Here is a 23,565-nt window from a genome sequence, read left to right as displayed (position 1 = left end):
ATGCTGTCGAACTTATGCAGCGCTTGACTTGCCGCTCTTTTCGAAGCGCTTGCGCTCATTCGGGTCGAGGTAGAGCTTGCGAAGACGGATCGACTTCGGCGTCACTTCAACCAGCTCGTCGTCCTGAATCCACGACAGAGCGCGTTCCAGCGTCATCTTGATCGGCGGCGTCAGCTTCACGGCTTCATCCTTGCCCGAGGCGCGAACGTTCGTGAGCTTCTTACCCTTCAGGACGTTGACTTCAAGGTCGTTGTCGCGCGAGTGGATGCCAATCAGCATGCCCTGATAAACCTTGACGCCTGCGTCGATAATCATCGGGCCGCGATCTTCAAGGTTGAAGAGCGCGTAAGCAACAGACTCGCCCTGATCGTTGGAAATCAGAACGCCATTGTTACGGCCCGAGATTTCACCCTTGTAAGGCTGATAATCATGGAACAGGCGGTTCATGATCGCCGTGCCGCGCGTATCGGTCAGAAGCTCCGACTGATAGCCGATGAGACCACGGGTCGGCGCATAGAAAACCATACGGACGCGATTACCGCCCGAAGGACGCAGTTCGACCATCTCGGCCTTGCGCTCGGACATCTTCTGCACGACCGTGCCGGAATATTCTTCATCGACGTCGATGACGACTTCTTCCACCGGCTCCAGCTTTTCGCCGTTCTCGCCGTCCTTCATGACAACGCGTGGACGCGAAACGCCCAACTCAAAGCCTTCGCGGCGCATGTTTTCAATCAGAACTGCAAGCTGCAATTCACCACGACCAGACACGAAGAACGAATCCTTTTCGTTCGATTCCTCGATCTTGAGCGCAACGTTGCCTTCGGCTTCCTTGAGCAGACGGTCACGGATAACGCGGCTCGTCACCTTGTCGCCTTCGGTGCCCGCATACGGACTGTCATTGACGATGAAGGACATAGTCACGGTCGGCGGATCGATTGGCTGCGCTTCAAGCGGAACACTTACCGATGGATCGCAGAACGTGTCGGCGACGGTACCCTTGGAGAGACCGGCAATTGCAACGATGTCGCCTGCCTGTGCTTCGTCAATGGCCTGGCGCTCGATACCCCGGAAAGCAAGGATCTTGGAAATACGGCCGGTTTCGAGCAGCGTACCGTCCTGACCCAGAACCTTGACGGCCTGGTTCGACTTGATCGAGCCCGAATGAATACGACCGGTGATGATGCGGCCGAGGAATGGATCGGCTTCAAGGATCGTGCCGATCATGCTGAACGGACCTTCGGCAACCTTCGGCGCCGGAACGTGCTTGAGAACCAGATCGAAAAGCGGAGCCAGACCTTCGTCCTGCGGACCTTCCGGGTTCAGCGCCATCCAGCCGTTACGGCCTGAACCGTAAAGGATCGGGAAGTCGAGCTGTTCGTCGGTCGCGTCGAGATTGGCGAAGAGGTCGAACACTTCATTGATGACTTCTTCATGACGGCCATCGGGACGGTCGATCTTGTTGATCGCAACGATCGGACGCAGACCAACCTTCAGCGCCTTGCCAACGACGAACTTCGTCTGCGGCATCGGGCCTTCAGCAGCATCAACGAGAACGATAGCGCCGTCCACCATCGACAGGATACGCTCAACTTCGCCGCCGAAATCGGCGTGGCCAGGCGTGTCGACGATGTTGATGCGCGTGTTTTTCCAGACAACTGAAGTGGCCTTCGCGAGAATGGTGATCCCGCGTTCCTTTTCGATGTCGTTGGAATCCATCATGCGTTCTGCAACGCGCTGGTTGTCGCGGAACGAGCCGGACTGCTTCAGCAGTTCGTCGACCAGTGTGGTTTTGCCATGATCGACGTGTGCGATAATAGCGATATTACGCAATTCCATATGGAGATCACTTCTATATGAGTTGGGAGCCGCGCCAACATGACCCGCGCGGAAAAACAATGCGGCGCTCTTACAGGTTTTTTTGCATTTTTGAAAGGGGCAGCGCGAAACTGCCCCGTATTTAAGACAAAAAGCCCAGTTTTCAATGGGCTTTTACACCGTCAATCTGTCAGTTTTTTGTCAGTCAGACCTACAACAGTGTGCCGGAGAGGATCACCAGCGCAACGCTGAAATAGATCACAAGGCCCGTCACATCGACCAGCGTAGCGACGAAAGGCGCCGATGCGCTGGCCGGATCGAATCCTAGCCTTTGCAGTATGAAAGGCAGCATGGACCCGGTCAGCGAACCGAACGTCACGATGCAAACCAGCGCCATGCCGACGGTTGCGGCCACCAGAATCCAGTGTTCACCATAGTCGTAGATGCCAAGCGTCTGCCATATGGCAATGCGTATGATGCCGATAACACCGAGGAAACTGCCGAGCGCCAGTCCCGTTGGCAATTCGCGCAGGGCGACACGCCACCAGTCCTTGAGCTTGATTTCCTGCAAGGCCAGCGCGCGGATAATCAGCGACGTTGCCTGCGAGCCGGAATTACCACCCGAAGACATGATCAGCGGGATGAACAGCGTCAGCACCAATGCCTTTTCCAACTCCAGTTCAAAATGCTGCATCGCACTTGCAGTCAGCATTTCGCCGAGGAAGAGGATACCAAGCCAGCCGGCGCGCTTCTTCAGCATCTCGCCGAATCCTATGCGCATATAAGGCCTGTCCAGCGCCTCCATACCGCCGAAACGATAGGCGTCCTCGCTTGCCTCTTCCGTCATGGCGTCGAGCACGTCATCGACCGTCACAATGCCGATAATATGGCGGCTCTCGTCCACCACGGGCACGGCCAGAAGGTCGTGCTTGCGGAACAGGCGCGCCACTTCCTCGCGGCTTGCCAGCGGCGAAATGGTGATCGGCTCATCGTCGCGAGCAATAGACAGGATCGGCTCGTCCGGCTGGCGGATAATGAGACGGCGCAAGCTGACCACGCCCAATAGAACGCGGCTGACCGGATCGACGACATAGATGGCGTAAACCGTTTCGCGCGTGCGTTCGACCTTGCGGATATGCTCCAGCGTCTGGCCAACATTCCAGTTGGAAGGCACGGCGATGAATTCGATGGTCATGAGCGAACCTGCCGTATTCGGCGGATAGCCCATCAGTTTCTTCAGCGCGATCTTGGTCTCAGGTGCGAGAATGGGAAACAGGCGTGCACGGTCGTCGTCTTCCAGCTCCTGAAAAACGTCTGTTGCACGGTCCGCCGACATGCCGTCGAGCAGGAGACTTGCGAGGCCGGGCGGGAGGGTCGCGATGATTTCGGTAGCGCGATGCAGTTCCGGCTGGTCGAGCAGGCGGATGGCATCTTCATGCGAAAGCTGAGCGATGACGGCGACTGCATCATCGGCATCGAGTTCGTTAACGAGTTCCACTGCGTCGCCGGTACGCATGTCCGCAATGCGGCTTGCGATGGCTGCAGCAGGGAGGTCGGCAACATCGAGTACTTCCGGGAAGAAGTTGTTGTCGGTCATGGGCTTGCCTTTCTGTCGATCCGCCGTCGAAGGCAGACCGTGCAAGCCGACCGCAAGCGATCAGATCACGAACTGCCTTGACGGCTGAAACAATCGACTGTGACTGTCGCTTGGCATAAGAGAATAAAACTCCGGTTGAAATTGCTGCCGCAGAAATCCGGCTGCGAGCGTGATGTGCGCTGGGTCGCCAACAAAGTCAAGCCCTACAAGGCGATGTCGAACGCTTTTTCCCGAAAGCGGTCTTCAATGTCGTGAACCTCTTGCCCGACCGCTTTCTAGATCCTAAGTCTGCTTCATACCAAATTCACTTGATCTGGAGTTTCATCATGTCCGACAAGCCCGCCTACAATCATGCGCTGACCGAATGGAACGGACCGCTGGGCCTGCCGGATTTCACCGCCTTCAAGGATGACGATTTCGCATCTGCATTCGATGCGGCCTTGGCTGCGGATCTCGCAGAAGTGGAAGCCATAGCCAAGGCGACCGATGAGGCAACCATCGACAACACGCTCAAGGCACTGCAACTGACGGGCAAGGCGCTCGACCGCGTATCGGCTATTTTCTGGATGCGTGCTGGCGCGCATAGCAATGACACGATCCAGGCGCTTGAGCGTGAGATTGCGCCGAAAATGTCGCGCCATTATTCGCGCATCATGATGGACCCGGCGCTTTTCGCCCGCATCGACGCGCTTTATGGAAACCGCGACATGCTGGACCTCGACACCGAGACCAAACGCGTTCTTGAAAAGACGTGGAAAGGTTTTGTCCGGTCAGGCGCGAAGCTCGATGAGGCGGGCAAGACGGAACTTGCAGGCATCAATGAAAAGCTTGCCGGACTTGGCGCGCGCTTTGGACAGAATGTGCTGAAAGATGAATCGAGCTGGGCCCTGTTCATCACTGATGAAGCGGACCTCACCGGTCTTCCTGATTTTCTGAAAAACGCCATGCAGAGCGCTGCAGCGGAGCGCGGTAAGCCGGATGCCTGGGCGGTTACGCTGTCGCGCTCGATCGTCGAGCCGTTCCTGTCATTCTCGCAGAGCCGTACCTTGCGCGAGCAGGCATTCCACGCCTGGGCAAAGCGCGGTGAGAATGGCGGCGAAAGCGACAATCGTGACATCGTGCGCGAGATGGTGGAACTGCGCGAACGCAAGGCGCATCTGCTCGGTTACGCCAATTTTGCCGCCTACAAGCTCGACGACACCATGGCCAAGACGCCGAAGGCGGTTATGGACCTGCTTGAACCTGTCTGGGACAAGGCACGCGCCAAGGCCCACGAAGAAGAGGTTGAACTGGAACGTCTGATCGCAGCCGATGGCGGCAATCACAAGGTTGCGCCATGGGACTGGCGTTTCTATGCCGAAAAGCTGCGTGCCGAACGCTTCGCCTTTGATGAAGCGGAACTGAAGCCCTATCTTCAGCTCGAAAAGATCATCGAAGCTGCCTTTGACGTCGCAGGCCGCCTGTTCGGCATCCGCTTCGAGGAAAAGAAGGGCATCGCCGCATGGCACCCCGATGTGCGGGTGTTTCAGGTCTTCAATGCGGATGGCAGCGAACGCGGCCTCTTCCTTGGCGACTATTTCGCCCGCACCTCGAAGCGCTCGGGCGCCTGGATGAGTTCCCTGCAATCAAGCCACAAGCTGGGTGATGGTCAGAAGCCGATCATCTACAATGTGATGAACTTTGCAAAGCCAAAGGCCGGTGAACCTGCCCTGCTCTCGCTCGACGACGCACGCACGCTGTTCCACGAGTTCGGCCACGCGCTGCATGGGCTTCTGTCGGATGTGACCTGGCCTGCGGTTTCCGGCACTGCCGTTTCACGCGATTTCGTGGAATTGCCGTCGCAGCTTTACGAACACTGGCTGACCGTTCCTGCGGTTCTCGAAAAATACGCTGTGCACTATCGCACCGGCGAAGCCATGCCGAAAGCACTTCTCGACAAGGTCCTTGCGGCCCGCACCTTCAACGCTGGCTTCAACACGGTCGAGTTCACCTCGTCCGCGCTGGTGGACATGGCGTTCCATACCGGCAAGGAAAAGATCGCTGATCCGCTCGCTTTCGAGGTAAAGACGCTGGAAAAGCTTTCCATGCCGGATGCAATCATCATGCGCCATCGCACGCCGCATTTCACCCACGTCTTCTCTGGCGATGGCTATTCTGCAGGCTACTACTCCTACATGTGGTCGGAGGTGCTGGACGCAGACGCTTTCTCGGCATTCGAGGAAACCGGCGATGCTTTCAATCCCGAACTGGCGGCGAAGCTGAAGCAGCATATCTATGCCGCTGGCGGCAGCCGCGACCCGGAAGAGCTCTACAAGGCATTCCGTGGAAAGATGCCGACACCGGACGCGATGATTGAAAAGCGCGGTTTGAATTAAATTCAAAAACAAAAAGGCCGGGAAACCGGCCTTTTTTAAATCTTGTGGGTCAGAATATTTATGAGCCGCCCATAGGGATCGCGCGTATAGAAACGACGAACACCCCATTCCTCATCCGCTGGACCGTATTCGACGGGAAATCCCAGCGCGATGGCGCGCTCCAGCACGGCATCGACATCGTCCACCTCGATGGAAAGATCGGGCACCGGCGTACCCAACCCGCCTTCGCTCATGATGCTGACCTGTACTCGTGCCTGCGCGTCGGCGGCGTAGGTGACGATCCAGCCAAAATCCATCGCCACATCAAGGCTCAGCAAGTCGCCGTAGAAGCGCTTTGCCGCCGCAAGATCGGCAGCGGCTATATTGGCAACGATGCGGCGAACGGCCATCAGTATTCGCCGAGCTTGATGTCAGGCGTGTAATCGACGCCGTCGACTTCCTTTACCACCGGCTGGCCGCAATGCATGACGCCGGTTGCAGCGTTGAAGGCATAGGTCGGTGAGCCATAGAGCTGCCAGCCCTTGTTGAGCGCTGCGGTGACGCGATGACAGAAAGCGGAATCGTCCGGGCCTGTAATGAAACGATATAACTTCATGCTGTTACTTCCTCTGTTATAACTTTACGCCCGCCTTGGCGAGCACGCGCTCGGCCATTTCAAGATGCAGGCGTTCGACCATCTGCCCGTCGAGTGAGACGACACCCTTGTCGGCATTTTCAGGCCGGGCGAAAATTTCAACAACGGCGCGGGCATGGGCTACTTCGTCCTCGGTCGGTGAGAATGCGCGGTTGGCCGCTTCGATCTGGCCTGGATGAATCAACGTCTTGCCGTCGAAGCCCATGGCAGCACCTTGCGCGCATTCTGCTTCGAAGCCAACGCTATCGCGAAAATCATTATAAACGCCGTCGAGAACGGTGATGCCGCCAGCGCGCGCCGCAAGAATGATCTGCATCAGCCACGGGATCAGATACGGCCGCCCCGCTTGTGGGCGCACACCGGTTTCCCGCGCAATATCGTTCGGCCCGACGACGAAACAGGCAAGCCGCACCGCCGAACGATGTCCGAGAACCGCGATTTCGTCGGCATTGAGAATACCGCGCGCGGTTTCGATCATCGCCCATACACCAACTGCCGGATCGGCATCTTGCCGATCAAGCCGGTTGGCCGCGTCGATTATGTCCTGCGGGCGTTCGGCCTTGGGCAGAAGGATCGCATCCGCGCCCATCTTCGCTGCCGCCGCAATATCGTCCCTGCCCCATGGCGTTTCCGCCATATTGACTCGCACGATCCGCTCGAAACCGACCTTCGGATGACTCGCGAAATGCGCCGCCAGCGCATCACGCGCGGCGACCTTTGCTTCCGGAGCAACGGAATCTTCCAGATCATAGATCACGCAATCCGCTGAGAGGGTCAGCGACTTTTCCAGGGCGCGAGCATTGGCAGCAGGAACGAACAGGACGGAACGGCGGGGACGAACAATAGTTTTCATATCCCGATTTGTGCACGGAACCACGAAAAGGTGCAAGGTCCCAACGCCCTTGATAGGGGGCTTGAAATCCGCATCATGGCTGCTTATTTTCCGGCCTTCGGTTGAATGCACCGGCCGCCCGCAGCCTTACGGCCATGGTAAAGCATTCTGAAACTTCGTTTTTGTTCCGGTGACGGCAGAAACGGCAATGCGGGCACCCGTTCATGAAAACGCCGCTCACAACCAGGAGCGAAAACAATGACCACAGCTATCATCGCTGGGACCACTAACGTTGACTTCAAACATCAGGCCCGCCGTCTGCGGCAGGCTTTGAGCGAGGAAGGCATCACCATCAGCCACGGCAAGGCACTCGACCTTGTGGCTCGCCAGTCCGGCACACGCGACTGGAATACGTTGGCCGCCAATGACACGAAGGTGGAGACCGCCCCCGTTCAGGACGACACTGCGCCTTACCGCGTCGGGCAGCGCATCACCGGCATGTTTCACACCACGCCGTTCGATGCCCGCATCATCGCTGTCGAGGAAACGATCAAGCCTGAACTCTGGCGCATCACGTTGCAGTTCGATCCGGCCATCGATGTGGCAGTTTCGCCCAACCTCTCGATGCGGCGCAGGCGTTATACGATCGTCGTCGGCACCGATGGCAAATCCCGCCGCCTGACTGGCAGTGAGACGGGTGGCGTCGCCCTCAACGTCGGATAATTGCGCGAACTGCGTCAACGACGCATGATCCGGAAAACTTGACGCAGTTTCCAGACAGGATTATGCGCTTAACCCGACAGTGGAGATATCCGGCGCGCTTGTCCGCGCGCCGGGTAATTCGCGAAGCGGGTCGGGAGTTGCGACCTATTGGGCAGTTATGGCCTCAAACGTTGACTCTCGGTCAAGCTGATGTAAACCAGTTTGCAAATTGCAAATTCCCAACCGACAGGTTCAGGACATGGATAAGTTCACCAAGCTCACGGGCGTCGCCGCCCCCTTGCCGATCGTCAATGTCGATACGGACATGATCATTCCGAAGGATTACCTGAAGACGATCAAGCGCACGGGTCTGAGCAAGGGTCTTTTCGCAGAAATGCGCTTCAATGAAGATGGCACGGAGAACCCGGATTTCGTCCTGAACAAGCCCGGCTATCGCAACGCGCAGATTCTCGTCGCGGGCGACAATTTCGGCTGTGGCTCCTCGCGCGAGCATGCGCCATGGGCTCTGCTCGATTTCGGCATTCGCTGCGTGATCTCGACCTCGTTCGCTGACATCTTCTACAACAACTGCTTCAAGAACGGCATCCTGCCGATCAAGGTCGCCCAAGAAGATCTGGACAAGCTGATGGACGATGCTTCGCGCGGCGCCAATGCAACCCTCACTATCGATCTCGAAACCAAGGAAATTCACGGCCCCGATGGCGGCACGATTTCCTTCGACCTTGACGATTTCAAGCGCCACTGCCTGCTTAACGGTCTCGATGATATCGGCCTGACCATGGAAAAGGCTGCCAGCATCGACACATTCGAGGCCAAGCACGCCGAACAGCGTCCCTGGGCATAATGTCGGTATGCCCTATATATACTCGGCCAGAATGCCCGATCGCAGGACTGGTGGCCTGTACAAGTGAATAGGACACGATTGGCTGGAATGGCCCGAGAAGATCAAAGCGGCGACTGGGCGGGACGTCTTTCGCCCTCGCTTGACGAAATCGAATCCATCGCGATTGAAGCTCTTGCGCACCTGCCGCAGGAGTTTCGCGCGTTGTGCGGCGACATTATCATCCAGATCGCCGATTTTCCTGACGACCAGATCATCGAGGATATGGGGCTGGAAACGCCGTTCGACCTGCTCGGCCTTTTCGAAGGCCGCGGCATCGGCGAACGCTTCAGCTTGCAGACCGGCGAAGGCCCCAATCGCATCACGCTCTATCGTCGCGCGATCCTCGACTACTGGTCCGAACATGAGGAAACGCTGGGCGACATTATCACCCATGTACTGATCCACGAGATCGGCCACCATTTCGGCCTGTCGGATGACGATATGGAAAATATCGAGACACAAGCAGAGTAAAGCTGCACAGTTGAGATGAATGTTTCCACTGGCGCTTAACGATACCAATGGCATTTCTGGCATTTCCTCAGAGGATTCTATCTGCTCTAACTCACTTTCAAGGCCGTGCCCGCCGCTGAGGCGAAAGCGTTTTTGCGCGGTCTTCAGTCTTGCCGATATCCGTCTGCTTCTATCGCGCCTAACCCGTTTGAGAAATGAGCACCATGGAACTCTTCAAAGGTCTTTCTGCTTTTCCGCTCACACCAATCGACACCGCAGGCAAACTTATGGAGGACGCGCTCTGCGGTTTGCTTGCACGTATACAGGAGGCGGGAGCGGATTCGATCGGCCTTCTGGGAAGCACGGGCAGCTATGCCTTTCTTACACGCGAGCAGCGACTTCATACAATCAAGACTGCCGTCAAGTGCGTCGACGGCGTAACACCGATCATCGTCGGCGTCGGCGCATTGCGGACGGATGACGCGCAGGCACTAGCGCGGGATGCAGCAGATGCAGATGCCGACGGGCTATTGCTGGCACCTGTTTCCTACACGCCGCTCACACAGGAAGAAGTGTTCCAGCACTTCAAGACCGTTGCCGAGACGACTGACCTTCCCCTTTGCATCTACAATAATCCCGGCACGACAAAGTTCATCTTCAGCGAAGAACTGATCGCAAGGCTTGCCAATGTAAAGAATATAAGCGCGATCAAGATGCCCCTGCCTGCAAATGGCGATTACGTGGGCGCAATGTCAAAGCTGCGTGCGGAAGCACCGTCAAGCTTTGCCATCGGTTATAGCGGGGACTGGGGGGCAGCAGATGCGCTGCTGGCTGGTGCAGATGCCTGGTACAGCGTGGTTGCAGGCCTTCTCCCGGCACCGGCTCTGGCCCTGACACGTGCGGCTCAAAGCGGAAACGAGGCTGACGCGGAACGCATCAATGCGACTTTCGCGCCGCTCTGGGATCTATTCAAAACCCACAGCAGCTTCCGTGTAATGTATGTAATCGCCGACCTTCTTGGCCTGGCAAGAATCGAGCCGCCACGCCCGATCCTGCCATTGGGAACCGAGGTGTACGAGCAGGTCGAGAAAGCGCTTGATACGCTGACGGTCGAAATGACTTCCAGATAAAATTCACAGCACATTACAAGAAAAAGGCGCCCTCATCGGACGCCTTTTGCATTTCTGAATTAAGCTACGCTCAGGCGGACATCGATGTTGCCGTGCGTTGCATGCGAGTATGGGCAGACGATGTGCGCGGCCTGAACCAGCTCTTCCGCCTTCGCCTTATCCACGCCTGGAAGTGCCACTTGCAACGCCACATCAAGCCCGAAGCCTGTGCCGTCTTCACGCGGACCGATACCGACCGTCGCGGTCACCGTGCTGTCTGCCGAAATGGCAACTTTTTCCTTGGCGGCAACGAATTTCAACGCACCGAGAAAGCAGGCGGCATAACCGGAAGCAAAAAGCTGTTCCGGATTGGTGCCCTCACCACCTGAACCACCGAGTTCTTTCGGCGTATCGAGAACGACACTGAGCCGACCGTCGGCAGTCTTGGCGCTGCCGGTACGGCCACCGGTTGCTGTGGATTGGGTTGTGTACAGAATTGGCATTTGGCTTCTCCTTTGGTTTGTCTCCGCAGCCAAACTTGCAGATTATTAAATTGTGCACAATCTAGTTTTGCAAAATTTAATATCACAATTATGTGACGCGCAATCAAATTGCGCATGATGTATATGTTCTCTAAGGAGTTATCATGATGAAGCGCGACGATCAGGATTCCAATCTCGGCCTTTCCAACATGGTCTGCTTTGCGATCTATTCGACCGCGAATGCGCTGACACGTGCCTACCAACCAATCCTCAGCAAGCTTGATCTGACCTATCCGCAATTTCTGGTGATGATCGTTCTTTGGGAACAGGACGACCGAACCGTTTCGGAGATCGGCGCAAAACTCAATCTGGATTCAGGGACCCTGACCCCATTGTTGAAACGCCTGGAGGCTGCAGGGCGCATTGCGCGTCGGCGCGACCCGCAGGATGAGCGGCAGGTTCGCATCACACTGACCGAAGAAGGCCAGACCTTGCGCAAGGAAGCCGACAGCATCCCCGAACAGGTTTTCTGCGCGCTTGGGCAGCCTCTTGATGAGTTGCAAGATTTACGCGCCCGATTGCTCGATATACGCGGCAATCTTGCAGGGAGCATTTCCCGCTAGAGCATGATCCGACCGGAGTGAAACGAGGATCGATAAGATTATGCTTCAAATAAAAGAGGTTAGAGCGCCGATCTGATTCAATCAGATCGAAACGCGCTCTAACAAAAAAGCGCCGGTCTCCCGGCGCTTTTCATTATCGTCATTGAATACAACAGATCAGGCGGCAAGTGCTTTCGGCTTGATCAGGCCGCGTGCGACCAGCAATTCAGCGATCTGAATCGTGTTGAGAGCAGCGCCCTTGCGCAGATTGTCGGAAACAACCCACAGTGCCAGACCGTTTTCAACCGTGATGTCTTCGCGAATACGGCTGATGTAGGTCGCGTCTTCACCAGCGGACTCATAAGGCGTGATGTAACCGCCATCTTCGTGCTTGTCGACAACCTGACAGCCCGGTGCTTCGCGCAGAATTTCACGCGCTTCTTCAGCCGAAATCGGGTTTTCAAACTCGATATTGACGGCTTCCGAGTGACCAATGAAGACAGGAACGCGAACAGCAGTTGCCGTGAGCTTGATCTTTGGATCAAGCATCTTCTTGGTTTCGGCCACCATCTTCCATTCTTCCTTGGTGTAGCCGTCTTCCATGAAAACATCGATATGCGGAATCACGTTGAAGGCGATACGCTTGGTGAACTTCTGAGCCGTGACAGGATCTGCCACGAAAACCGCACGCGACTGCTGGAACAGCTCGTCCATACCTTCCTTGCCAGCGCCCGAAACAGACTGGTAGGTCGAGACAACAACGCGCTTGATCTTGGCCGCATCGTGCAGAGGCTTCAAAGCCACCACAAGCTGCGCAGTCGAGCAGTTCGGGTTTGCAATGATGTTCTTCTTGCGGAAGCCTTCGATGGCGTCAGGGTTCACTTCTGGAACGATAAGCGGCACGTCCATATCATAGCGCCACGCGGAAGAATTATCGATAACAACACAACCCTGCGCACCGATCTTTGGCGACCATTCCTTGGAAATGTTTCCACCCGCGGACATGAGGCAAATGTCGGTATCGGAGAAATCATACTGGTCGAGCGGCTTAACTTTCAGCGTCCGGTCGCCATAAGAAACTTCCGTGCCCTGGCTGCGGCGCGATGCAAGCGCGACAACTTCATCAGCCGGAAAGCCGCGCTCCTCGAGGATATTGAGCATTTCGCGCCCGACATTTCCGGTGGCGCCGACAACTGCAACCTTGAAACCCATTTTTCGTCTCCTGTCCCTCTCCGCTTCCAGATTCGGAACCCCGCAGGCCACGCGGGACTTCGGCCCCCGGGCCAGACCCGGGGAGAGGGCGAGCAGGCCAAGGGAATCAGACCGTTTTCGTGGTCGTTTTAGTGATGGCCGTGAGTGTTTTGGAAATCGAAGGCATGCGCGCTGCCCCGGCAAAAATGCCGGCAGTTCCAAGCGAAACTGACGCTACGTTGACGCGATCCACGCGGGTTCTCCTTCGTTCGTCACTGCTTTTACGCGATTTATAGATGGAGTCAATTCTCCAACCCCTCAAGGAGCGCATTTTTTGGCTCTTTAGAGCGCGTCTCGATCTGATTGAATCAGATCGAGACGCGCTATCTGTTTATTGTTACGCGCAGCCTGAAAGCCATTTCACACTTTTCGGGATGCGCTTTATTATTTTTCCCTAGTATTTCAATCCGTCAGTTCTGTCTCATACTAAAGACTACTGCACGAATCCCCTTTTTCGGTTCATCATGCAAGTGTGAGGAGAGCGCCCGGACAGTTGAGAGGAACTGGTCCCGGTGCATCAGGCGAACTTCATTTACCCGGTGAAGAAGGATCGCCTTACATTTGCCCGTCAGGGGCTCTGTTTGGGAGGACAGATTAATGGCAGTCTCGTCAAGTGCCGATGTCGGCACGCAGAAAATGACGAGCGAAGAGCGCAAGGTGATCTTTGCGTCATCGCTTGGTACCGTCTTCGAATGGTACGACTTCTATCTTTACGGAACGCTTGCAGCCTTCATCGGCGCAGCCTTCTTCAATGAATATCCGGAAGCAACCCGAAACATTTTCGTTCTGCTCGCCTTTGCGGCAGGCTTTCTTGTGCGTCCGTTCGGCGCGCTCGTCTTCGGACGTATCGGCGATCTCGTCGGTCGTAAATACACATTCCTTGTTACCATCGTCATCATGGGCGCATCCACGTTCCTGGTGGGTATCCTGCCCGGCTCGGCCACGCTCGGCATTTTCGCCCCGATCATCCTGATCGCCCTGCGCATGCTGCAGGGCCTCGCGCTCGGCGGTGAATATGGTGGTGCCGCAACCTATGTTGCGGAACACGCTCCGAATAATCGTCGTGGTTTCTTCACGTCATGGATCCAGACCACCGCAACGCTCGGTCTGTTCCTGTCGCTGCTGATCATCCTCGGCATCCAGAGCATCATGAGCAAGGAAGCTTTCGCTGCGTGGGGCTGGCGCATTCCATTCCTCGTCTCCATCGTCCTGCTCGGCATCTCCGTCTGGATTCGCATGCAGATGAGCGAGTCACCTGCATTCAAGCGCATGAAGGAAGAAGGCAAGACCTCCAAGGCTCCGCTTACCGAAGCATTCGGCCAATGGAAGAATGCCAAGATTGCCCTTATCGCACTCTTCGGTCTCACTGCCGGTCAGGCCGTAGTTTGGTATTGTGGTCAGTTTTACGCACTGTTCTTCCTCCAGAACGTTCTGAAGGTCGAAAACCAGTCGGCAAATATCATGGTGGCTATTGCGCTCCTGATCGGTACGAGCGGCTTCGTCTTCTTCGGCTGGCTGTCGGACAAGATCGGTCGCAAGCCGATCATCATGGCGGGTCTGCTGCTCGCTGCCGTGACTTACTTCCCACTGTTCAAAGCCCTGACCGGCGCTGCAAACCCGGCCTTGGCTCAGGCTGAACAGACCATCAAGGCGACCGTTACGGCTGCGCCAGGCGATTGTAACTTCCAGTTCAACGCCACCGGCACGTCCAAGTTCACCACGTCTTGCGATGTCGCGACAAGCTTCCTCGCCAAGAGCTCGGTGCCTTATGAAGTCGTGCAGACGGCAGCGGCTGGCACCCCTGCAACCATCACACTCGGCGACAGCACGATCACGTCTTACGACGCGGTTCAGGCTGGAACAGACGCTGCGGCCAAGCAGTCGGCATTATCTCACGATATGAACCTGGCCTTGCAGAAGGCCGGCTTCCCGCTCGTTCGCGACCCGGCGAAAGTGCCGGATAGCAAGCTGGATGCCTTTGTCGCCGCCAATCCGGAACTTCAGCTCAATGCCGAAGCTATCCGCGGCGGAGACAAGGCCATGGTTCCGGCTGCCGATCTGGTAAAGCAGAAGCTTCTGACCCAGACCGAAGCCGACGGCCTTGGCGTCAGCACCGATCAGGCCGTCTATACCATCCCGAATGCTGGCGCATTCAAGATGGTTGCCGACCCTGCACAGGTGAACTGGTTCCTGACGATCGCCATCCTGACCATCCTCGTCATCTACGTGACGATGGTGTACGGCCCAATCGCCGCGATCCTTGTCGAGATGTTCCCGACCCGCATCCGCTACACCGGCATGTCGCTGCCATATCACATCGGTAACGGCTGGTTCGGCGGTCTGCTTCCGGCTGGTGTGTTCGCACTCAGCGCTGCCAAGGGCGACATCTATTACGGCCTCTGGTACCCGATCATCATCGCCTCCATCACCTTCGTGATCGGCATGATTTTCGTCAAGGAAACCAAAGGCGTCGACCTGCATAAGCTCGACTGATCATTGTCAACTGAACAACACAGAACGCCGCCCGATGGGCGGCGTTTTTGTATTCGTCTGGCACTCTATCGCCGATACTGCGCTTCGATTTCGATCAGTTTCTGCTTGCGCCACAGGCCACCACCATAGCCAGTCAATGCCCCGTCCGCGCCGATCACGCGATGACAGGGAATGATGATCGCAATCTGGTTCGCACCATTGGCCCGCGCGACAGCACGCACGGCGAGCGGCTTTTCCATGGCCTGAGCAAGTTCACTGTAGCTGCGTGTCTCCCCTGCCCTGATGTTCTGAAGCTCACGCCAGACATGCTGCGTAAAAGCACTGCCATGCAGCACCAGCGGCAAATCGAATGCCGGCAAGCGACCGTTGAAAAAGGCTGCAAGCTGTCGTTCGACGAGATCATGCGTATCGAAACGGCCAATCCCCAAATTCCCGTGACAAGTGGCATAAAGCTTCTTCAACTCTGCTGGCAGCGCCTTGCGGTCGACAAACTCAAGAAGATGCAGGCTTCGCGCATCACAGATCGCGATCATGGTACCGAGCGGCGATTTGATCCAATCGGCACGCAACAGGCCATCACCGCGTAATTTTGCGGGTGGAAGCCCGAGAATGCGCGCAAAGGCGGCACGAAAAGCTTCGGGAGATTCAAAACCGGCATCGATCTGCGCATCGATCACGCGCCCGCCATCGGCAAGCGCCTGAAACCCGTGCCGCAAGCGCTCCTGTCGTGCCATTTCCAGAAATGTCATTCCGAAATGACGACGGAAACTGCGACGGACCGTCGACAAATCAAGCCCCATCCGGACAACATCATCCTCACTCCAGCGGCGTTCGGGATCAGCCTCGAGCGCATCGAGAAGCTTCTTGACGGAAGGTTCCGCCTCGGCAGCGGGCTGTAGTGGATGACATCTCTTGCAGGGCCGAAATCCGTCGGCCATGCATTCTGCAACCGATGCAAAAAAGCGACAGTTTTCCTGTTTCGGTTTCCGCGCCGGACACGTCAGGCGGCAGAAAATTCCGGTCGAGGTAACGCCGACATAAGCCCTGCCCTCATAAGCGGCATCGCGGGCGACAAGTGCATCGTAGAGTTTGTTTTGATCTGGGAGTGTGAACAACATGCCGCTATTCTTATGCAGCGAAGCATGAATTTACAGCCTCAAATCGGGCGTCTATTCAAAAAAGAAAAAGCCCGTCATGCTGACTGCATGACGGGCTTTCATCAAACGGTGGTATCTCGCTTACTCAGCAGAAAGTTTCGAGAACTTGTCGAGGATGGCATCGCCCATTTCGACGGTGCCGATCTTGGTTGTGCCTTCCGACCAGATGTCGGCCGTGCGCAGACCGTCATCAAGAACCTGCGCAATCGCGGCTTCCAGACGATCCGCTTCATCGACGAGGTTGAAGGAATAACGCAGGCACATGGCAAGCGAGGCGATCATCGCAATCGGATTTGCGACGCCCTTGCCTGCGATGTCCGGTGCAGAACCATGGACCGGCTCATAAAGTGCCTTGCGCTTGCCGGTCTTAGAGTCAACCGCACCGAGCGAAGCTGACGGCAGCATGCCGAGCGAGCCTGTCAGCATCGCAGCGACGTCCGACAGCATGTCACCGAACAGATTGTCCGTCACGATAACGTCGAACTGCTTCGGCCAGCGCACGAGCTGCATACCGCCAGCATCGGCCAGCATATGTTCCAGCTCAACATCAGCGTGCTTTTCCTTGTGACGCGCGGTGACGACCTGATTCCACAGGACACCTGACTTCATCACATTACGCTTCTCCATCGACGTAACCTTGTTGCGGCGCGTACGCGCCAGCTCGAAGGCGACATCGGTGATGCGCTCGATTTCGTAGGTGTCGTAGACCTGTGTATCGATACCGCGCTTCTGGCCATTGCCGAGATCGATGATTTCCTTCGGCTCACCGAAGTAAACACCGCCGGTCAATTCACGCAGGATGAGGATATCCAGCCCTTCGATCACTTCAGGCTTCAGCGACGAAGAATGGGCCAGTGCCGGATAGCAGATGGCTGGGCGAAGGTTTGCATAAAGCTGCATATCCTTGCGCAGACGCAGAAGACCGGCTTCCGGGCGCACTTCATAAGGCACACTGTCCCACTTCGGACCGCCGACAGCGCCGAACAGCGTGGCATCGGCAGCCAGCGCCTTCTCCATATCGGCATCCGAAATCGCCTGACCGTGCGCGTCGTAAGCGCAGCCGCCAACCAAGCCTTCCTCGGTTTCAAAGCCGAGATTAAGGCCTGAGTTGAGGAAAGCGATAATCTTGCGGACTTCCGCCATCGCCTCTGGACCGATGCCGTCGCCGGGCAGGAGAAGGAGTTTTCTGGATGCCATAATGCCAAGCCTCTGTTTTTTACCGCATATTCCAGAAAACGGAGGCCCGTTTCCCGAGAATATTGCGTTCAAATTCACGACAGCAGCGAGCGGCGTGACGCCGCCCGTTACTGCCTTTTTCATGTTCCGCGAGGGTTATAGAGCCCCGTTGTCCGACAAGCAATAATGCGCAGGGCTGAAACTTATGAAAAAGATAGAGGCTTATGCAGAAATTATATAACAGCCGATAGAGCGTATACTCTTCAGTGCTTCAGGCGTTCCATCATCTGCAAATCGACCTGCGTTTACTCTGTCAAACTGCGCGCTTCAGACGGCAGCATGATAGGTATTCCGCCCCGGATTGGATAGGCAAGCTTCGCCTTGCGCGAGATCAGTTCGGCATGTTCCGCATCATATTCCAACGGCCCCTTTGTAAGCGGGCATACGAGAAGCTCCAGCAGGCGCACATCGATATTGCCGGTTTCCGTCTTGTCATCCATTGTCTTGATTCCCGAAATTTATTGCAGCCGCGATCCGAAATCGTCGTCCCTTACTCTGGCCAACACCATTTCGGTAATGGCGATCAAAGTTGCAGCGCGCGTCTTCAAATCCGGGGCTTCCAGAAGGGCCTGCTTTTCAGCCGGACCGAAGGGCGACATGATGGAGAGCGCGTTGACGAGGGTTTCATTGTTTGCCCGCGCAATACTGTCCCAATCCGCTTCCAGATTGTGCGCTTCCAGATAGTCGCGGAAAGCACCCAGCAAAGCATCCCGGTCTATTTCCGACGAATCCCGCGCTTCCTCCAGATCGGCCAGAAATGGCATGATCCGGCATTGCCGATAAGGCTGACGGCAATTGACTTCTTCCCGCACGCGAAACCGGCAGATGCCCTGCAGGGTAATCAGCAAGCGACCATCGCCAGTTTCGGCAAAAGTCGTGATGCGACCAAGACAACCGACGTTGCTTAGCTGGGGGCGAAGGCTTTCATCCAGTTCGTCCACCGTGTCGTCGTCATCACCATCGATTTTCGGCTGGATCATGCCGATTATGCGCTTGCCCGCCAAAGCATTCTCGATCATCGCCAGATAACGGGGCTCGAAAATATTGAGCGGAAGCTGACCGCCGGGCAGAAGCAGCGCCCCTTTCAACGGAAAAACCGGCACGGTCTCGGGTATATCAGCGCCCGTTCTGTAACGGGCATTGCCCACCTGCATTGCGACCTCCCTTTAGGACTCACGGAAAATGTGCCCTAACAGTTGGAATCCGCATGGCGCGCAATACACAACTTGCCCGCCACGCCCCTGACCGCTCGCGATCAGGAAAACAAAAGCGACGACAGCTTGCGCCGCGCACCCAGCGTTGCCGGATCGGCATTGCCCCATGCTTCGAAAAACTGGAGCAATTGTTTGCGCGCGCCGTCGTCGTTCCACTCGCGGTCGGCCTTCATGATGAAAAGCAGTTCATTGGCTGCATCTTCACGCCGGCCCTGCGCATTACGCACCTGCGCGAGGTCGAAGCGGGCCTGATAATCCTTCGGATCAGCCTGTATGCGCTTTTCAAGTTCAACCGGATCGCCGATGAGCTTGACCTGATCAGCCAGCGCAAGACGTGCTTCCAGCGCCCGAACAGCAGGCGCGCTTTGCTGTTCAGCCGGTAGCTGAGCCAGAATTTCTCGCGCCTTTTCTGCATCACCGGATTCAAGAAGACAGGTCGCCAGACCGACCACCGCATCGACATTATCCGGAACGGCTTGAAGGATGGACGAGAAAATCTCCGATGCCTGCACGAAATCACCGGCTTCAACCAACTCATTCGCAGCAGTGATGGCTTCGGAAAGTGCCGCTTCCGCATCGCTCGGCCCACCGATCTTGGCGATGAATTCCTTCACTTTCGATTCCGGTACAGCGCCCATGAAACCATCAACCGGCTGACCATTGACGAAAGCGATGACAGCCGGAATGGACTGAATCCCAAGCTGACCAGCAATGGCCGGATGATCGTCGATATTCATCTTGACCAGCTTGACAGCACCGGCAGCGTCGCGGACCGCCTTTTCAATGATCGGGGTCAACTGCTTGCAAGGTCCGCACCACGGCGCCCAGAAATCCACCAGCACCGGCTGATTGCGGGATTCGGTGATAACATCCGCCTGAAAACTTGCCGTCGTGGTGTCCTTGACGAGATCCGTTCCTCCAGCAGCCGCTGGTGTCGAACCGAAAGAGACATTCGCCGTCATCTGGCCGCCTGCACCGGCATAAGGATTGTTCTGGCTGGTCATAAGGAATTCCTTCGTATTTTCCGCCCGATGCGACAGTCCGCATACAAGCCGATGTCGATCTTTCAATTCGTATCTTCGACAGTCGATTTCAAGACGAACGATCTAGCAATTTGCGCAGTAATCTAGCGCTCCCGCGTCCCACATCAATCGCCAATTGCTGTGCGTGAAAAAGTCGCCTGTTTGAAAATCAGTTTATACCGAAGCATCCGCCTTCGCACCCTCGGAAACGGCGAGAACACGCGGTTCGTGTCCGGTGGACTTCAGAAAGGCGACGAGGTCTTCACGTTTGATCGAAGTCGTAGCTTCATTGGTCAATGGATGCCCGTTGATGACATCATATTTCATCAAATCTGCATCCAGAACGACCTGCACATTATGCGCGGTATCGTTGACTACGCCAAACACTGTGACGGAGCCGGGGATCACGCCAAGATATTCCATCAGCTTTTCCGGCTTGCCAAATGAAACACGGCTTGCCGCGCCTATCACTTGATGAATCGATTTCAGGTCAACTACGGCATCCTCCTCGACTGTAACCAGAAAGAAATTGTCTTTCTTGTCCTTCAGGAAGAGATTCTTCGTATGTCCGCCGGGAATTTCACCCCGCAGATTTTGGGAATCCGCGACCGTGAACAATGGAGGATGTTCGACCGTTTTCGCTTCTATACCAAGTTTTTCAAGATAACCGTGAAGCTCGTTCGGCGACAAAGGCATGATTCCACCCCATTTTGTTCAGCATCAAATATATAGCGCACGTCACCGCGCTCCTCACGTTTTACGACATGCAACAGCGCTTATAGACCATGGTTGCAGGCTTAGAAACCGTGCGAAGCAAATTGGATTGTTCATACTGAACGCAACGGCCTGAATCGTACCGATGCCGCCTGATTCCATTGTTGCTGCGGGCGTATTTCTCTTGTTACGACAAGAAATCAAAGGCGGAAACATGGATCGTCATCTCGAAAAATACAATGTTTCCATACGATTAACGCATGCTCAGCAGCGAATTTCGCCGAAATGACATTTTCCTGTAATTTCCCTGTTGCAATCTACGGAGCGTTAGTTCATATAGCGCCTGCCTGACGGAAACGACTGGCGCGAGCGGGTGTAGCTCAGGGGTAGAGCACAACCTTGCCAAGGTTGGGGTCGAGGGTTCGAATCCCTTCGCCCGCTCCAGTTTTCCGATCAGATAGGCAACAAAATCCCGGCTTCGTCCGGGATTTTTGCTTTTCAGGCATTTACTCCTCAACAAAGAGCCAGAGTTCGCCAAACGGTTATCGCAGGGTCGCGAGCTCAGCCGACTTGAGATCGATCATCGGCTGAGCCCTTGGCTTGCGGATAACCGAGAGCGCTCACGTTACCACTTTTTCTTCATAAGCCTTTTTAACCCCTGGGACACAGAGACAGACAGGCACGATCAACACAGCAATAAGCAGCATCGCCACAAACGTCGAGTGCAGCGCATATTGAAGCACCAACCGAAGCTCTTGCCTGTCAACTAACATCTCCGCACCATTCAGAAGGTCGCGAAGTTGTTCTGATGTAATCGCTTCACCGTGATTGGCGTTCGCGAGGCTGTAGGTCAGTATAGCTCCGAGAACAGCAGCTCCGAGTGTGCTACCCAAATTGCGCGAGAAGACATTCGATGCCGTAGCACTCCCGCGTTCCGACCAGCTTACGCTATCCTGGGTGAGGATCAGCGCCCCGATGTTGAGTAGCCCCATACCAAATCCCATGATCAGCGAACCGGCTCCGGCCTGCGTAGCTGAACTAGACGGGGTAAGCATGACAAGCAGAACCGTTCCAAGCGGAATGCAAATGCTTCCAGCAATCATGATCGGACGCAGTCCGAAACGTGTAAACTGCCGCGAAGCAATCGTTGCTCCGCACGGCCAGCCCAGCAGCAGCATGGTCAAGGCAAAGCCTGCTACCACCGGGGAACGATCAAGAACCGTCTGCACATACATCGGCAGGAATGTCGTCAGCCCCATGATCGACATGCTGGCCAGAAAAACCGCCAGATTGGAAAATGCGATCGGGCGCTTCAGCCAGAGGTCTGGCGCAACCATAGGCTCCTTCGCGCGACGCTCCTGCCAGATGAAGGCGATCAGCGAAAGACCGAAGAGAACCGCTGCTACAATTCCTTCTGGCGAAATCCCACTCTCCATCAGGGTAAGCGCTATCATTAACGAGGATATGGAGACGGCGAAAAGTGCTGCGCCAAACACATCTACTGATACCGGCTTGGACCGCTTCTCTTCATGTAGGAAGAGAAGAAAGCCCGACGCCGCCAGAATACCGACCGGCACATTGATCCAGAACACCCACGCCCAGCTCAAATTGTGAATTATCAGACTGCCAAGCAACGGACCGACAACGGCTGATAATGCCCACACGCTGGCAAGATATCCTTGAACCTTGCTGCGCTGAGCTCCCGGAAAAAGGTCCGCTACCACGGTCATGGCAGCAGGTTGGATCGCCCCTGCCCCGATACCTTGCAATAGCCGAAAAACAATCATCGAAGGCATCGACCAAGCGAAACCAGCAAGTACTGAAGCGGCAAGGAACAGAACGATACCAAAAATAAGAACCGGCTTGCGACCATAGATATCTGCAAGTTTGCCAAACACGACGGTCGTCGCGGTCTGGGTCAACAGGAATGACGAGAAAACCCAGGAATACAGATTGAGCTGGCCCAGTTGCGCTGCGATCTGCGGCATTGCGGTCGACACAATCGTTGCCTCGACGGCGATCATGGCCATGCTTGCCATAATCGCGGCGACAACAAGCCCGCGATGAGAATGTTTTTCTGTCATGGATGGCTTTCAGACCAGAGTTGGTCGTCGTTGAGGGAAGACTTGGCGCTTCCGACCCGTTTTTTAGACCTGCTCGACCACCATCGCAATACCTTAACCGCCGCCCGAATACACATTGTTGCTATCTCACTTGAGTCAGTCAGTCGCAAAGCTTGGCATGTACATTCGCTTCAGATGCTTCTGACGTACGGCCAAAAGCATTTCGCGTTCAGTTTGCATCATTGCAATGCACTGTCTGCTTGTCTTTACGCGCAACTTATTCGAAAACCGCTTCGCACTTTTCTCGATGTGCTCTTACCCCTTGGAGAATGACCATGACAAACAACGCAGCCCCCTATTTTCTAGAGGATACGGACGAAAGCGAGATTTCTTCCGATGTCGCAGGCATTGGCAATTTTCTGGTAACCACCCATGTGCCCGTCCGGCCAGATGGCTCCATGGAAACCGGTGACATAACGGCCCAAAGCGAATGCACGCTGAACAGCCTCAAAACATCGCTCGAAAAGGCCGGCAGCAGTCTGGCGAATGTCATTCACCTGACAATATACCTGACGGACATCAATGAACGCCCTGCTTTCAACGAAGTTTACCTGCGCTTTTTCAAAAAGCCATTTCCTGTTCGTTGCGCCGTGGGCGTTGCCGGGCTCGCGACTCCGGATATGCGGGTCGAAGTCACGGCGATGGCAGTACGCAATCAATAGTTGCTACACCGACAATCAGACGGCTTGGTTCGTCACATCGGGGCCTCATGCGAAGAGCCCCGAACTCAAGCAGACTTCAACCCACATTCTGCTCGAATAGCATACCATCATGCGTTAATTTCATGACATGCCCCTTCGGCCAGCCTAGCCGTCACTTCCGCGTTTATGCAATGCTCCTGCATCAAACC

Annotated in this window: 22 protein-coding genes and 1 tRNA gene; 9 read left to right on the top strand and 14 right to left on the bottom strand. The window is 55.8% G+C overall.

From position 1 onward, the window contains the following. Positions 1–12: 12 nt before the first annotated feature. Together typA and mgtE are read right to left on the bottom strand one after the other, a co-directional pair. On the bottom strand, positions 13–1,839 hold the full coding sequence (gene typA, locus FIB18_RS12635) for a translational GTPase TypA (RefSeq protein ID WP_109987500.1): 1,827 nt from the start codon (positions 1,837–1,839) through the stop codon (positions 13–15). 190 nt (positions 1,840–2,029) lie between these two features. Then, positions 2,030–3,415, bottom strand: a complete 1,386-nt coding sequence (mgtE, locus tag FIB18_RS12630) for a magnesium transporter (protein WP_140021054.1) — start codon at positions 3,413–3,415, stop codon at positions 2,030–2,032. A 326-nt stretch (positions 3,416–3,741) separates the two neighbouring features. Here mgtE and FIB18_RS12620 point away from each other — a divergent pair, with 326 nt between their 5' ends. Beyond that, the gene (locus FIB18_RS12620) at positions 3,742–5,790 is read left to right on the top strand and encodes a M3 family metallopeptidase (RefSeq protein WP_140021053.1); all 2,049 of its coding nucleotides are present in this window, start codon (positions 3,742–3,744) and stop codon (positions 5,788–5,790) included. Between the two features lie 35 nt (positions 5,791–5,825). Here FIB18_RS12620 and FIB18_RS12615 read toward each other — a convergent pair whose 3' ends face one another. From FIB18_RS12615 to FIB18_RS12605, 3 genes are read right to left on the bottom strand one after another with little or no spacing between them, the layout of a single operon-like run. Continuing rightward, positions 5,826–6,179: a VOC family protein gene (locus tag FIB18_RS12615; RefSeq protein ID WP_140021052.1), complete on the bottom strand. Its 354-nt coding sequence runs from the start codon at positions 6,177–6,179 to the stop codon at positions 5,826–5,828. Further along, positions 6,179–6,385: a DUF1737 domain-containing protein gene (locus FIB18_RS12610; protein ID WP_002965766.1), complete on the bottom strand. Its 207-nt coding sequence runs from the start codon at positions 6,383–6,385 to the stop codon at positions 6,179–6,181. The genes FIB18_RS12615 and FIB18_RS12610 overlap by 1 nt, the downstream gene beginning before the upstream one ends. Positions 6,386–6,401: 16 nt before the next feature. Continuing rightward, entirely contained in the window at positions 6,402–7,277 is an 876-nt protein-coding gene (locus FIB18_RS12605; RefSeq protein WP_140021051.1) for an HpcH/HpaI aldolase/citrate lyase family protein, read from the bottom strand. 237 nt (positions 7,278–7,514) lie between these two features. Between FIB18_RS12605 and FIB18_RS12600 the strand changes: the two genes are divergently transcribed. The 4 genes from FIB18_RS12600 (at position 7,515) to FIB18_RS12585 (ending at position 10,442) form a co-directional block, all read left to right on the top strand. Further along, positions 7,515–7,979, top strand: coding sequence for a glyoxalase superfamily protein (locus FIB18_RS12600; RefSeq protein WP_140021050.1), 465 nt, complete (start codon positions 7,515–7,517; stop codon positions 7,977–7,979). Positions 7,980–8,217: 238 nt separating this feature from the next. Next, complete coding sequence (gene leuD, locus FIB18_RS12595; RefSeq protein WP_140021049.1) at positions 8,218–8,823, top strand: 3-isopropylmalate dehydratase small subunit; 606 nt, start codon at positions 8,218–8,220, stop codon at positions 8,821–8,823. Positions 8,824–8,910: 87 nt separating this feature from the next. Continuing rightward, positions 8,911–9,333 (top strand): metallopeptidase family protein, encoded by a 423-nt coding sequence (locus FIB18_RS12590; RefSeq protein ID WP_140021048.1) that lies wholly within the window; start codon positions 8,911–8,913, stop codon positions 9,331–9,333. A gap of 194 nt (positions 9,334–9,527) precedes the next feature. Further along, the gene (locus FIB18_RS12585; RefSeq protein ID WP_168436773.1) at positions 9,528–10,442 is read left to right on the top strand and encodes a dihydrodipicolinate synthase family protein; all 915 of its coding nucleotides are present in this window, start codon (positions 9,528–9,530) and stop codon (positions 10,440–10,442) included. Positions 10,443–10,501: 59 nt separating this feature from the next. Here the strand turns inward: FIB18_RS12585 and FIB18_RS12580 are convergent, their stop codons facing one another. Further along, positions 10,502–10,924 (bottom strand): organic hydroperoxide resistance protein, encoded by a 423-nt coding sequence (locus tag FIB18_RS12580; protein WP_140021046.1) that lies wholly within the window; start codon positions 10,922–10,924, stop codon positions 10,502–10,504. A gap of 146 nt (positions 10,925–11,070) precedes the next feature. Between FIB18_RS12580 and FIB18_RS12575 the strand changes: the two genes are divergently transcribed. Beyond that, the gene (locus FIB18_RS12575; RefSeq protein ID WP_140021235.1) at positions 11,071–11,526 is read left to right on the top strand and encodes a MarR family winged helix-turn-helix transcriptional regulator; all 456 of its coding nucleotides are present in this window, start codon (positions 11,071–11,073) and stop codon (positions 11,524–11,526) included. Positions 11,527–11,682: 156 nt separating this feature from the next. On the opposite strand, the gene FIB18_RS12570 is transcribed toward FIB18_RS12575, so the two are convergent. Further along, on the bottom strand, positions 11,683–12,717 hold the full coding sequence (locus FIB18_RS12570; RefSeq protein ID WP_140021045.1) for an aspartate-semialdehyde dehydrogenase: 1,035 nt from the start codon (positions 12,715–12,717) through the stop codon (positions 11,683–11,685). Between the two features lie 636 nt (positions 12,718–13,353). Between FIB18_RS12570 and FIB18_RS12560 the strand changes: the two genes are divergently transcribed. Beyond that, positions 13,354–15,249, top strand: a complete 1,896-nt coding sequence (locus FIB18_RS12560) for an MFS transporter (protein WP_140021043.1) — start codon at positions 13,354–13,356, stop codon at positions 15,247–15,249. A gap of 65 nt (positions 15,250–15,314) precedes the next feature. On the opposite strand, the gene FIB18_RS12555 is transcribed toward FIB18_RS12560, so the two are convergent. The 6 genes from FIB18_RS12555 to FIB18_RS12525 all read right to left on the bottom strand — a co-directional run bounded on the left by FIB18_RS12555 (position 15,315) and on the right by FIB18_RS12525 (position 20,574). Then, the gene (locus FIB18_RS12555) at positions 15,315–16,367 is read right to left on the bottom strand and encodes a bifunctional transcriptional activator/DNA repair enzyme AdaA (protein WP_140021042.1); all 1,053 of its coding nucleotides are present in this window, start codon (positions 16,365–16,367) and stop codon (positions 15,315–15,317) included. A 120-nt stretch (positions 16,368–16,487) separates the two neighbouring features. Further along, on the bottom strand, positions 16,488–17,603 hold the full coding sequence (leuB, locus tag FIB18_RS12550; protein ID WP_140021041.1) for a 3-isopropylmalate dehydrogenase: 1,116 nt from the start codon (positions 17,601–17,603) through the stop codon (positions 16,488–16,490). 284 nt (positions 17,604–17,887) lie between these two features. Beyond that, positions 17,888–18,082 (bottom strand): Trm112 family protein, encoded by a 195-nt coding sequence (locus FIB18_RS12540; RefSeq protein ID WP_140021039.1) that lies wholly within the window; start codon positions 18,080–18,082, stop codon positions 17,888–17,890. 18 nt (positions 18,083–18,100) lie between these two features. Next, on the bottom strand, positions 18,101–18,796 hold the full coding sequence (locus FIB18_RS12535) for an LON peptidase substrate-binding domain-containing protein (RefSeq protein WP_140021038.1): 696 nt from the start codon (positions 18,794–18,796) through the stop codon (positions 18,101–18,103). A gap of 101 nt (positions 18,797–18,897) precedes the next feature. Then, positions 18,898–19,860 (bottom strand): thioredoxin, encoded by a 963-nt coding sequence (trxA, locus tag FIB18_RS12530; protein ID WP_140021037.1) that lies wholly within the window; start codon positions 19,858–19,860, stop codon positions 18,898–18,900. 192 nt (positions 19,861–20,052) lie between these two features. After that, a complete protein-coding gene (locus FIB18_RS12525) occupies positions 20,053–20,574 on the bottom strand; it encodes a prolyl-tRNA synthetase associated domain-containing protein (RefSeq protein WP_140021036.1) in 522 nt (173 codons plus the stop codon). 387 nt (positions 20,575–20,961) lie between these two features. Between FIB18_RS12525 and FIB18_RS12520 the strand changes: the two genes are divergently transcribed. Next, positions 20,962–21,036, top strand: a tRNA-Gly gene (locus FIB18_RS12520). Positions 21,037–21,212: 176 nt separating this feature from the next. On the opposite strand, the gene FIB18_RS12515 is transcribed toward FIB18_RS12520, so the two are convergent. After that, positions 21,213–22,676 (bottom strand): MDR family MFS transporter, encoded by a 1,464-nt coding sequence (locus tag FIB18_RS12515; protein ID WP_140021035.1) that lies wholly within the window; start codon positions 22,674–22,676, stop codon positions 21,213–21,215. 314 nt (positions 22,677–22,990) lie between these two features. On the opposite strand from FIB18_RS12515, the gene FIB18_RS12510 reads away from it, so the two are divergent. Further along, positions 22,991–23,377: a RidA family protein gene (locus FIB18_RS12510; protein ID WP_140021034.1), complete on the top strand. Its 387-nt coding sequence runs from the start codon at positions 22,991–22,993 to the stop codon at positions 23,375–23,377. Positions 23,378–23,565 lie beyond the last annotated feature (188 nt).

The organism is Brucella pecoris (assembly GCF_006376675.1).
Lineage (GTDB): Bacteria > Pseudomonadota > Alphaproteobacteria > Rhizobiales > Rhizobiaceae > Brucella > Brucella pecoris.
Note: the sequence above shows the minus strand (reverse complement) of the source record. Positions and strands in the feature narration are given on the sequence as shown.

Bases quoted from the DNA above. Each gene is read 5' to 3' on its own strand.
- typA (WP_109987500.1), bottom strand. From the start codon at position 1,839: ATGGAATTGCGTAATATCGCTATTATCGCACACGTCGATCATGGCAAA.
- mgtE (WP_140021054.1), bottom strand. From the start codon at position 3,415: ATGACCGACAACAACTTCTTCCCGGAAGTACTCGATGTTGCCGACCTC.
- FIB18_RS12620 (WP_140021053.1), top strand. From the start codon at position 3,742: ATGTCCGACAAGCCCGCCTACAATCATGCGCTGACCGAATGGAACGGA.
- FIB18_RS12615 (WP_140021052.1), bottom strand. From the start codon at position 6,179: ATGGCCGTTCGCCGCATCGTTGCCAATATAGCCGCTGCCGATCTTGCG.
- FIB18_RS12610 (WP_002965766.1), bottom strand. From the start codon at position 6,385: ATGAAGTTATATCGTTTCATTACAGGCCCGGACGATTCCGCTTTCTGT.
- FIB18_RS12605 (WP_140021051.1), bottom strand. From the start codon at position 7,277: ATGAAAACTATTGTTCGTCCCCGCCGTTCCGTCCTGTTCGTTCCTGCT.
- FIB18_RS12600 (WP_140021050.1), top strand. From the start codon at position 7,515: ATGACCACAGCTATCATCGCTGGGACCACTAACGTTGACTTCAAACAT.
- leuD (WP_140021049.1), top strand. From the start codon at position 8,218: ATGGATAAGTTCACCAAGCTCACGGGCGTCGCCGCCCCCTTGCCGATC.
- FIB18_RS12590 (WP_140021048.1), top strand. From the start codon at position 8,911: ATGGCCCGAGAAGATCAAAGCGGCGACTGGGCGGGACGTCTTTCGCCC.
- FIB18_RS12585 (WP_168436773.1), top strand. From the start codon at position 9,528: ATGAGCACCATGGAACTCTTCAAAGGTCTTTCTGCTTTTCCGCTCACA.
- FIB18_RS12580 (WP_140021046.1), bottom strand. From the start codon at position 10,924: ATGCCAATTCTGTACACAACCCAATCCACAGCAACCGGTGGCCGTACC.
- FIB18_RS12575 (WP_140021235.1), top strand. From the start codon at position 11,071: ATGAAGCGCGACGATCAGGATTCCAATCTCGGCCTTTCCAACATGGTC.
- FIB18_RS12570 (WP_140021045.1), bottom strand. From the start codon at position 12,717: ATGGGTTTCAAGGTTGCAGTTGTCGGCGCCACCGGAAATGTCGGGCGC.
- FIB18_RS12560 (WP_140021043.1), top strand. From the start codon at position 13,354: ATGGCAGTCTCGTCAAGTGCCGATGTCGGCACGCAGAAAATGACGAGC.
- FIB18_RS12555 (WP_140021042.1), bottom strand. From the start codon at position 16,367: ATGTTGTTCACACTCCCAGATCAAAACAAACTCTACGATGCACTTGTC.
- leuB (WP_140021041.1), bottom strand. From the start codon at position 17,603: ATGGCATCCAGAAAACTCCTTCTCCTGCCCGGCGACGGCATCGGTCCA.
- FIB18_RS12540 (WP_140021039.1), bottom strand. From the start codon at position 18,082: ATGGATGACAAGACGGAAACCGGCAATATCGATGTGCGCCTGCTGGAG.
- FIB18_RS12535 (WP_140021038.1), bottom strand. From the start codon at position 18,796: ATGCAGGTGGGCAATGCCCGTTACAGAACGGGCGCTGATATACCCGAG.
- trxA (WP_140021037.1), bottom strand. From the start codon at position 19,860: ATGACCAGCCAGAACAATCCTTATGCCGGTGCAGGCGGCCAGATGACG.
- FIB18_RS12525 (WP_140021036.1), bottom strand. From the start codon at position 20,574: ATGCCTTTGTCGCCGAACGAGCTTCACGGTTATCTTGAAAAACTTGGT.
- FIB18_RS12515 (WP_140021035.1), bottom strand. From the start codon at position 22,676: ATGACAGAAAAACATTCTCATCGCGGGCTTGTTGTCGCCGCGATTATG.
- FIB18_RS12510 (WP_140021034.1), top strand. From the start codon at position 22,991: ATGACAAACAACGCAGCCCCCTATTTTCTAGAGGATACGGACGAAAGC.